This window comes from Calothrix sp. CCY 0018 (assembly GCF_963920925.1).
Classification (GTDB): Bacteria; Cyanobacteriota; Cyanobacteriia; order Cyanobacteriales; family Nostocaceae; genus Rivularia.
The window spans coordinates 142,738-152,781 of the sequence record NZ_CAWUDI010000016.1 but is presented as its reverse complement, the minus strand read 5'-3'; the positions used below and the strand labels follow the sequence as shown (position 1 = coordinate 152,781).

The window sequence follows — 10,044 nt, the reverse complement described above, 5'->3', positions numbered from 1 at the left end:
TGGTGTTCAAGATAATGCCCTCTCCCCTTCCCCTCTCCCAAGCTTGGGAGAGGGGTGCCCTTCAGGGCGGGGTGAGGGAGAAAGATTATGGTTGCTACCGGCATAAAACTTGTATGAACGAAGCACGCGGAAATTTTATCAAAGTCAACAGCCTAGTACCGCTTCGCGGAAGTAAGAAGTAAGAAGTAAGAAGTAAGAAGTTTGATTTTCTAGGCTTTTCAGCTATTTTTAATGGTTGCCTTATTTACGCCGACTTGTACTAGGCTCTGCCTCTTAATATGTATTCCCAGTCGCAGACTGGGAACAAGAAAGAAACGAACTGATAACTGTTCATTGTTAATTGATAACTGATTCAACGGTTGCTATCACCGATTCCGAAAGCGTTGGTAAATCGTAACCACCTTCTAAACCGAATACTATTTTAGAAGTGACTTTTAAGCAATATTGCGTAAATAAACCGTAGTCTTGTGGTTGCAAATTCATTCGCGCTAATGGATCTTCGAGGTTGGCATCATAACCAGCGCTTACTATCAATAAATCTGGCTGAAAGTTTGATAAAAACGGCAATACTTCTTTCTCGAATGCCGGTTGGTAAGTACTAATATCGCTACTGGGAGGAATAGGTAAATTTAATACGTTATTATTAATACCCCGTTCTGAAGATTTACCCGTTCCCGGATAACAGGGATATTGATGCAGCGAACAATAAGCAATGTTCGGATTATTTTCTACGATTGCTTGAGTACCGTTACCGTGATGCACATCCCAATCTAAAATCGCAACGCGGTTAACTTCTGGTTTTTTCAAAGCATGAAAAGCAGAAATCGCGGCATTAGAAAACAAGCAGAATCCCATACCATAATCAATTTCCGCATGGTGCCCCGGAGGGCGTGCCAATACAAAAGCAGGTTTACCAGTTTCTAGAACAATATTTACCCCATCGAGCCAAGCATTCACCGCCAACAACGCCACATCATAGCTGCGTGGGGAAATACAAGTATCAGTATCTAAAAAGCCGCCACCATCAGCAGCAATATCCCGAACTTTACGGATATAGCGCGGCGAATGGATTTCCTCAATCAAAGCAAGCGGCGAATTTTTGGTAATAGGAGTAGGCGATCGCCATTCAATTTGTTTGGAAAAAGCAACTTCCTTCAAAGCCGAAACAACAGCACTTAAACGCTCCGGCTTTTCCGGATGTCCTCTTCCGGTAAGGTGTTCGAGAAATTCGTCCGAGTAGATGATGGGGAACATGGAATGTGTGGGGAGATGGGGGGATGGGGAGACAAGGGGACAAGGAGACAAGGAGAAGAATTATTAATTTACTACTTGCAACTCCTAACTCCTAATTCCTAACTTTGACCTTTAATCACCTATCGTCGAGCATTTCGGGTGATACTGCGGGATTGCCTTTTAATTCTTCGGGGGATTGATTGCGGATTGTGCTGTCAATTGATGCGGGGTTTTTGATTCTATCAAGTAATTCCGGGCTTAATTCTGGTGCTTCTTCTTGAGGATTATTTTTGTCAGCTTGATTTTTAGCTTTATCTTCGCTCATATTCTTAACTTTTTCCTATGTAACGCTCGCTTATCAGCTTAGAAGATGCTTTGGAAATAACACACTATCTTAAGAATGAAATATTTTTCCCTTTTTCAACAATAATAATAATTGAGGAGACAATACCCCATGCCCAATCCCCAATTCCCAATTCCCCATGTCTAACTCAATAAAAATTACCGTTAAGTTATTCGCAGCTTATCAAGAAGCATACGAGGAACCAGAATTAACGCTGGAATTTCCCGAAAATACGCCAGTATTGCAAGTAAGAGAATATTTAATCGAAGAAAATCCCGAACTCGAAAAATGGCGAGATGTAACAAGATTTGGCGTAAATTTAAACTTTGTCGAACCAGATACTCTTTTACATGACGGCGATGAAGTTGTATTAATTCCACCCGTTAGCGGCGGGTAATCATGGCTCGTAGTTGCGCTTTAGCGCATCCGATAAGAGGCGCTGAAGCGCTACTACGAACCTTTGTCCTAAAATTAAACTAAACTTGAAATAACATTCTGCTTTAGTCACAAAAATTATCATGGCAGGAACACATATCCGCTTCGACTGGGCAATCAAAAAGCTATTGCGGGATAAAGCCAATTACGTTGTTTTAGAAGGATTTCTCAGCGAGTTATTAAAAGAAGATATCAAAATAGATTCGATTTTAGAAAGCGAAAGCAATCGACTCACGGAAGAAAATAAATTAAATAGAGTTGATATTTTAGCTAAAAATACTCAAGATGAATTGCTATTAATTGAGGTTCAAAACAGCGCCGAAAATGATTACTTCCACCGGATGCTGTATGGTGTATCGACATTAATTAGCGAATACCTTGGTAAAGGGGAAGCTTACGGTAAAGTTAAAAAAGTTTATTCAATTAATATTGTTTACTTCTCATTAGGGCAAGGAAGAGATTATATTTATAAAGGAAAAGTAGATTTCTATGGAATTCATGTTAACGATAAGTTAGAACCTTCAGATTTGCAAAAGGAAGTATTTAAGATTGAAGAAGTATATGAAATATTTCCGGAATACTACGTTTTAAGAGTCAATAATTTTAACGACGTAGCGAAAGACAGTTTAGACGAATGGATATATTTTTTGAAAAATAGCGAGATCAAAGACGAATTTCAAGCCCAAGGATTGGCACAAGCAAAAGATAATTTAAGAGTTGAGAATTTATCCCAAGCGGAAAAAGCTGCATATCAAAAATATCTGGAAGATAGAAGATATGAAATTAGTATTATTGAAAGTGCGGAAGTCACAGGAGAATTACGAGGAAGGAAAGAAGCTAAAATAGAAATAGCTAAATCTTTGAAAGCCGGAGGTATTGAAATTAATTTGATTGTTGAAGCTACGGGTTTAAATTTTGATGAGATTGAAAAATTGTAGATTTTAAACAGCGTTTTTGTTGTAAAATAATACCTAAAATAACATTCTGCTTTAGTCACAAAAATTATCATGGCAGGAACACATATCCGCTTCGACTGGGCAATCAAAAAGCTATTGCGGGATAAAGCCAATTACGTTGTTTTAGAAGGATTTCTCAGCGAGTTATTAAAAGAAGATATCAAAATAGATTCGATTTTAGAAAGCGAAAGCAATCGACTCACGGAAGAAAATAAATTAAATAGAGTTGATATTTTAGCTAAAAATACTCAAGATGAATTGCTATTAATTGAGGTTCAAAACAGCGCCGAAAATGATTACTTCCACCGGATGCTGTATGGTGTATCGACATTAATTAGCGAATACCTTGGTAAAGGGGAAGCTTACGGTAAAGTTAAAAAAGTTTATTCAATTAATATTGTTTACTTCTCATTAGGGCAAGGAAGAGATTATATTTATAAAGGAAAAGTAGATTTCTATGGAATTCATGTTAACGATAAGTTAGAACCTTCAGATTTGCAAAAGGAAGTATTTAAGATTGAAGAAGTATATGAAATATTTCCGGAATACTACGTTTTAAGAGTCAATAATTTTAACGACGTAGCGAAAGACAGTTTAGACGAATGGATATATTTTTTGAAAAATAGCGAGATCAAAGACGAATTTCAAGCCCAAGGATTGGCACAAGCAAAAGATAATTTAAGAGTTGAGAATTTATCCCAAGCGGAAAAAGCTGCATATCAAAAATATCTGGAAGATAGAAGATATGAAATTAGTATTATAGAAAGTGCGGAAGTCACGGGTGAATTACGAGGAAGGAAAGAAGGGAAGAAAGAAGGAATGAAGGAAGCAAAAATTGAAATTGCCAAAGCTATGAAAGCCAGAGGTATTGAGAATAATTTGATTGTGGAGACTACGGGGTTAAATCTTGATGAAATTGAAAAATTATAAAGCCCCCTTTGATAAGGGGAGCCACTCCGTTGCGCGGGTTTCCAAGCCACTCTCGTGGGTTGTCTCCCGCAGTACGAGAGAAGTGGCGCTCCGTTGTAGGAAGTGGCGTGGGTTGGGGGGATTTTAGCGCTTGGAATTACTTAACTCGTCCCCTAAATTTAATGAAACCGTAAGAAGTATTAGGCTCACCCGAAGCAGTAGCATTAGGTAAGTTACCCAGATTTACGACAACCGCACCGTTAGTATTTGTACCGTCACATTTAATGTTGGGATAAACGGTAGAAGGTTCAATACTAGGGGGGAAGTATTGCGCGAAATCCCCATCTTGAGCATTAGTTAAAGATTCTGTATTACCGTCTTTCAACCACAGAATACCTCTATCGGCGCTTTGTAATCCTCCCGTCGCTTTATTTGGTTGATTATTAAAGCTGTTGGGAATGAAAGAAACATTTTGAGGAACGCGATCGCAAAACAGTACGTTCTTTGCTGGGGTGTCACCTGCTGAGAGATAGTAAATGGTGTATTCTAATTCATCATTGGGTTGGACTTTAACACCAGCGATTTCACCTAGAAGAAAATTAGATATCCAGTTAGGATTGTTATCGTCAGTATCTTTGGGTGTAGGGACATAGTTAGATGATTGTGGATCGCCATTGTCTACTCCATCTACAAAATTAGTATAAAGAGTTTGATTTAATGCCGTGATGCGTTTGATTAATAGTACCTTTGGAGGACTACTTACTATAACTTTCTCTACAGTAATAATAGTTGGTTCGTCATCTGCTGTGTTGGAAGGGTCATTTCCGGTATTTTGCCCATCATCGGCTATTTGTTTGAAAGCATTACCTTCGCTTGGTGGATTTTCCTGCGTGACTCCCGCAGAATCTGCATCTGTTAACGCGGTTCCAGTAGTTGCGGGGTTGTCGGGTGTATTGAAAGTTGCATTCGCTTGGTTGCTAATTGGGTTTTCATTATTATCATTATTAATTGTGGCGGTAATTTTGATAACAATTTCATCATCGATTCGCAATGTGCTGGAATTAGTCAATGCACCAGAACCGTTATAGCTTGTATTCAGTTGAATATCGTTACCAGTTGTTTGTGAGACGATTTGAGATGAATTGTAAGTTAATTGCGACGGTAACGTGTCTTCAATAATAAAGTTATTTGCGTCTGTGGTAGCTTCAGGAGCATTGTTGGTGTAAGTAATGGTGTATTCAACTCTATCTCCCACAGTCACCGTACCGCTACTATCTTTGTCTTCAAGGAACTGTACCGATTTTGTACCCCGTACATTTGCTGATTTATTGTTGGTGATAATCAAATTGGCGAATGTTGCTTGACTAGGGAAGTAAGACCAAGTATCAATTCCCTTAAAATCGCCGTAATTATTGCTAAATTTATGCGCTCCAGTAGAACTATTAGTTCCAGTCGCAGCATTACGGGGATTAGTTGCACCACTACCACTCAAGTCTACATTTTTACCGTTACTAGTTGTGTAATTGTCATCATTGTAGTACACAGTAAATTTGTCAAATCCACTGGGAAATGCAGTAGGTGCATTAAGCATTTCAATTACAAACCCATTGGAATTATTCTCTGCATCCAACATAGGAAAGTGATATTCTCCAGTCCGCAATCTAATTCTGGTATTGTAGGGGTTGTTGTTAGTGCGAGGACCTAAGTTGTTACCATCAGCATCTTGACCATCCCAAGATACGACATTACTACCGGCAGTAGCTATATTCTGTAAAACTCTATCTTTACTTGGGTCAAATATACCGTTTTCATCGGTGTCAATAATTATTTCATAGCTACCCGCACTTGTAGAATCAAAACTAAAATTCCCTCCAACTCCAATAAAAGTTTGGTTTCCGCTTCCACCAGTTCCACCAGTAAATTTAAAATTAGTTGGTGTTGCAGGTATTGCTGGTGTACGTGGAATCCCTAATTCATCTAAAGTCTCTGGATCGGGAGAATTAAAGAATGTTAAATGAGTGATATCGGTTGGAGTATCGGGAACATCCGGACGCTGTACTTTAACGTTTCCTTGAAAGGGGTCTAATGTATTTTCATCTGCTTTCGCAGAACTATACAAAGTACTGTTGTTCGTTAAGTCAATAAATCCCCTACTGTTACCAAAGAAAATAAAGCCATAGGGATCTACTCCATTCATTGCAGTTCGATACAAGAAGCCGTCTTTTGTTTGAATAAAGAATTTCGAATTAAGTTGTCGGTTACTACCCCCCATATTCATCGCTACATAGTTGGTAAACACTCGACCATTCTTAGGATTTCCGCTACTATCTCGAACTGTAATATCCCAAGCAGCTACAGTCATTCTTTGGTTAGTAATAAAAGGCTGACTTACATTTAATGGTGGCGGATCTCCACCATTAGCATTTTGAGAACGAAATTCGACCTCATAAATTCCTGTTTCTGTAGCTGTAAATTTATAGGGATTATAGCCGTTAATATTGGGTAAAGGTCCGGCGGATTCTTTGGCTACGGTATCAATAAATCCTTCACCAGATGTTTTAACATCAAAAGTTAATTCAGTACCTGAAGGAGTGCGTAAGATAATATCTTGATTCTTCGGACTATTATTTACGCTAGAGCCAAGGTTTATAGTCTCTCCGCTCTTAACAAAAACTTTTAGCCGCGTTTTCCGCTTAATAGCTGCTGATTCTCTGTCAGACCATTCCGTATAAGGTCTATCTCCACCATTTTTAACTAATTCTCTTGAACCTTCCGCTTGCGCTGGTACAATCATGTAACCCCAAGTGCAGAATATAAGCGCAAGGCTAGCAAGCGATTTATGTTTTATCTTCCCTTTCGCCGATCGCGCTGTAGATATTTCCCTTAGATAATTAAATAAAGATTTCATACTATAGGTAATAATTTTTACTATTTTCTTTGAACGATATAAATATAAAGATGATTTAAAATTACTTATACACTGGCATTAAAACTTTTATCTCCGGTTTTTGACTTCCGTATAATTACTATTTGGAATAATTATTAATACGTGAAAATACTATGCTTTTGCGGATTTTCAGGTTATATCGGGGGATTGGTGTAGAGACGTTGCACTGCAACGTCTCCGTATATATGGTTGTAACTAGCATCTATCGATTGGGGTTTTCTGTGTGTTTCGCAGTTGCTGGGGTTATTAGTGTGTTTTCCGATTGCTGGGAGACGTAGCACTGCTACGTCTCTACATCAGTTGTGGGTTACATCCATAAATCTGGGGCGTTGTTTTTGTTTTCTTCCCATTTAGCGGGGTTATTAATGATGTATTGACGAATTCTGTCTATGGAATCATCTGCACGGATGATGCTTTCATAAAATCTTTCTTGCCATGCAAAATATTCGTGTTGATTACGACGACACCAACGGGTAACGGCGGATTTATAAGAACGGATAATAGTACTTAAGGAACCTGCTTTCGGCGATATCTGGGACATAAATTCACTTTCTGTTATGTCCGCTTTTATTTGTTTATGACGCGCACGCGCAATATCGCTGGGTTTATCGATAACTACAATTCCGTGGAGGTGATTGGGCATAATTACATATGCATCTACATAGGTATGTTTAGAATATTTGGGAATATCTATAAAATACTGTTGGGCAATTTCACCAATCGGTGTTAGCTGTACTTTCCCTGAAACAACACTGTTACTCAAATGATAAATACAATCCTTGGTACAAATTGTGACAAAATACCAACCATTTGCTGCATAATCACGATCTGGTAAACGGGTAGATTCGATTCGGTATTTACCTTTGAATTTTGGTTGCGTCATAATCAGTTGTTTTCAATATTGGTGTAGAGACGTTGCACTGCAACGTCTCTGTATATGTGGTTGTAGTTAAAAGGGCGGGGTTTTGGGTTGTATTTTAGGTACTGGGGTTATTTGTGTGTTGTGCAGTTGCCGGGAGACGTAGCAGTGCTACGTCTCTACATCAGTTGTGGCTTTGGGTTATGGAATTACCGTTCTATCTGCAAATCTCCTTCCTGATTTTCAAATTCGATATCAATTCCCCTAACATCAAAGAACAACACTTCAACTCGACGGTTGCGTGCGTAATCAACACGATTGTTTTCTTCTGTTCTTAATTTCCTTTCACCAAAGGAACGAATAATCATTCTTTCCGATGCGATACCTTTTTTAACTAAGTAATTTCTCGCATTTGTAGCCCGTCGTTTCGCCAAATCTTGGTTATAAGCATTGCTAGCGCGAGAGTCGGTATGTCCCTGTAGTTCGATAACTATGTTGGGATATTGCTCCATTACCACAGCGATTTTATCTAGAATTTCTCCACTCTTGGAACTGATAAAGTCTTTATCTAATGCAAAGTGAACATTTCTAGGTACGCTCAAACGAATTGGTTCTGGTGTTGGTTCTGGAATTACTGGTGGTGGTGTAACCGGACGAGTTGTACAGTTTGGAATTTCGTTTAAAGGTTGGGGATTTTGGAATAATTGAGAATTACCAACAGATTTAATCATGGAATTCGCTGCTGGTTCGGAGGTTCCGTATTTTGACAAAGTGGCGATCGCGCTTATCATTTCTCCTGGTTGCAAATCTGTAAAGGTGGCTTTGAATCTACCTTTTTCGTCTGTTTGAACTCTGCCTATTACTTGCCCTAATGCTGAATAAGCTGGGTATAAATCGATTTGCTGTTTGCTGGATGGAACAACTTTGTAAATGTCAATTTCGCTACCGGGGTCGGCTTTACCATCGATATTTACTTTACCGTCAATAACAATAAATTCGGAACTGAGAAATTCTGGTGCGTTGATGGCACCGTTAGCGCTATCTAAACGACGATTTCCAGAGTTTCGGGGTGGGTTGGGGCCGTCTCCTCGCTGGAAATCGCGGACGCTGGCGGTATTTCTATAGTTGAGGTCGATGCTCAATCCTTCAATATTGGCAAAGCTGTTATTTCTAACAATGTTTCCTTTGCTGTCGGGATAGGCTGTAATCGCAACTCCAGTACCGGGTTGATTGGTAATTTGGTTATTAAGTACCTGATGATTATTACCCATCAAATAAACACCCGCACGTCGTAAGCGTCTACCATTATATTTAATGTTGTTAGACTGTATTTGTACTGAGCCTTCTGGCTTAAACAAGTACACGCCGCTACCATCGTTAGCACAAATTAGGTTTGAGGTAACTTGAGAATTATCAATTTGTCCTTCTAATCTAATCGCATCGGGAACCCCAGCAATACCGTTACCAACAATGATATTTTGTTCTACCTGGGTATTTTCGGCTAACTTTCCGGTAATAATCCCGCTACCTTCATGGTTAGCAATCAAGTTACGGCTAATATTTGTACTAGTTGCATTAAATACCGAAACCCCAAAAGCCGAAGTTTTTTCAGGAACTTGTTCTTCCGAGGTAATACCCAACCAATTATTTTCAACGGTGACATTTTTCGGAGGTTGAGATCCCCTTAAAAAAGGGGTTGAATTGCCCCCCTTTTCAAGGGGGGTTGGGGGGATCTGCGACATATTGGAATCTACAACAACAATATCTCCTGGAGGCAAACTAGCTGTATCGCGATGTTTAGACGTAAAACCGTATATACTCAATCCTTGAATTGTAATATCATCGGCAGCTACAGTTAAACCGCGAAATACTTCTTTGTCGGCAGCAGAAGTTATTTCCACAACCGGAATGGGAATCTCAATTTCTGCGGTTGCCGATTTATTAGCGTCGTAACCCGGTTGAGAAGTTCCGTCAACGATTAATCCAGGAGTTGTTAAGGGAGGGAGAACGCTTTCTAGAGTAATTTTAGTTTGTGCCGGAAGAAGATTAAATTTAATTTCAGCTTGATTACCTGTAGATGAGACTAAAGATTTTTCCGCAGCGCTAAGTTGTTCTAAAGATAGATTACCGTTAACAATAGCAATTGCTTCTCTTAACGTCAGATTACCATCAGCCTGAATTACTCCATCTTGGTTGCTGTTGACTGTTACACTCAAACTTAAAGCTGTATTCTGTTGAGCGAAAGCGATATTTGGAGCCGTCAGCAATAAAACTGGTAGGCTTGTTAATAAACGCTTCGCTAGATTTAATTTGTCAAAAGGGTTTTTTCTATTATTTTTATACATAGTAGTTGCCGTTATTT

Annotated in this window: 9 protein-coding genes; 4 read left to right on the top strand and 5 right to left on the bottom strand. The window is 39.0% G+C overall.

Annotated features, from left to right (window positions below; all coding sequences use genetic code 11):
• On the top strand, positions 1-182 hold a 182-nt coding region (locus tag ACM03V_RS14050), incomplete at its 5' end, for a hypothetical protein (RefSeq protein WP_414621410.1).
• A gap of 154 nt (positions 183-336) precedes the next feature.
• Here the strand turns inward: ACM03V_RS14050 and ACM03V_RS14045 are convergent.
• The gene (locus ACM03V_RS14045; RefSeq protein ID WP_414621409.1) at positions 337-1,254 is read right to left on the bottom strand and encodes a histone deacetylase family protein; all 918 of its coding nucleotides are present in this window, start codon (positions 1,252-1,254) and stop codon (positions 337-339) included.
• Positions 1,255-1,369: 115 nt separating this feature from the next.
• The gene (locus ACM03V_RS14040) at positions 1,370-1,558 is read right to left on the bottom strand and encodes a hypothetical protein (protein ID WP_414621408.1); all 189 of its coding nucleotides are present in this window, start codon (positions 1,556-1,558) and stop codon (positions 1,370-1,372) included.
• Positions 1,559-1,715: 157 nt separating this feature from the next.
• On the opposite strand from ACM03V_RS14040, the gene ACM03V_RS14035 reads away from it, so the two are divergent.
• From ACM03V_RS14035 to ACM03V_RS14025, 3 genes are all read left to right on the top strand, one after another.
• Positions 1,716-1,973 (top strand): MoaD/ThiS family protein, encoded by a 258-nt coding sequence (locus ACM03V_RS14035; RefSeq protein WP_414621407.1) that lies wholly within the window; start codon positions 1,716-1,718, stop codon positions 1,971-1,973.
• Positions 1,974-2,094: 121 nt separating this feature from the next.
• Positions 2,095-2,949, top strand: coding sequence for an Rpn family recombination-promoting nuclease/putative transposase (locus ACM03V_RS14030; protein ID WP_414621406.1), 855 nt, complete (start codon positions 2,095-2,097; stop codon positions 2,947-2,949).
• 69 nt (positions 2,950-3,018) lie between these two features.
• A complete protein-coding gene (locus ACM03V_RS14025) occupies positions 3,019-3,897 on the top strand; it encodes an Rpn family recombination-promoting nuclease/putative transposase (protein ID WP_414621405.1) in 879 nt (292 codons plus the stop codon).
• Positions 3,898-4,033: 136 nt separating this feature from the next.
• On the opposite strand, the gene ACM03V_RS14020 is transcribed toward ACM03V_RS14025, so the two are convergent.
• From ACM03V_RS14020 to ACM03V_RS14010, 3 genes are all read right to left on the bottom strand, one after another.
• The gene (locus ACM03V_RS14020; RefSeq protein WP_414621404.1) at positions 4,034-6,784 is read right to left on the bottom strand and encodes an isopeptide-forming domain-containing fimbrial protein; all 2,751 of its coding nucleotides are present in this window, start codon (positions 6,782-6,784) and stop codon (positions 4,034-4,036) included.
• Between the two features lie 346 nt (positions 6,785-7,130).
• Positions 7,131-7,706 (bottom strand): transposase, encoded by a 576-nt coding sequence (locus ACM03V_RS14015; RefSeq protein WP_414621403.1) that lies wholly within the window; start codon positions 7,704-7,706, stop codon positions 7,131-7,133.
• Positions 7,707-7,891: 185 nt separating this feature from the next.
• Positions 7,892-10,027, bottom strand: coding sequence for an OmpA family protein (locus tag ACM03V_RS14010; RefSeq protein WP_414621402.1), 2,136 nt, complete (start codon positions 10,025-10,027; stop codon positions 7,892-7,894).
• Positions 10,028-10,044 lie beyond the last annotated feature (17 nt).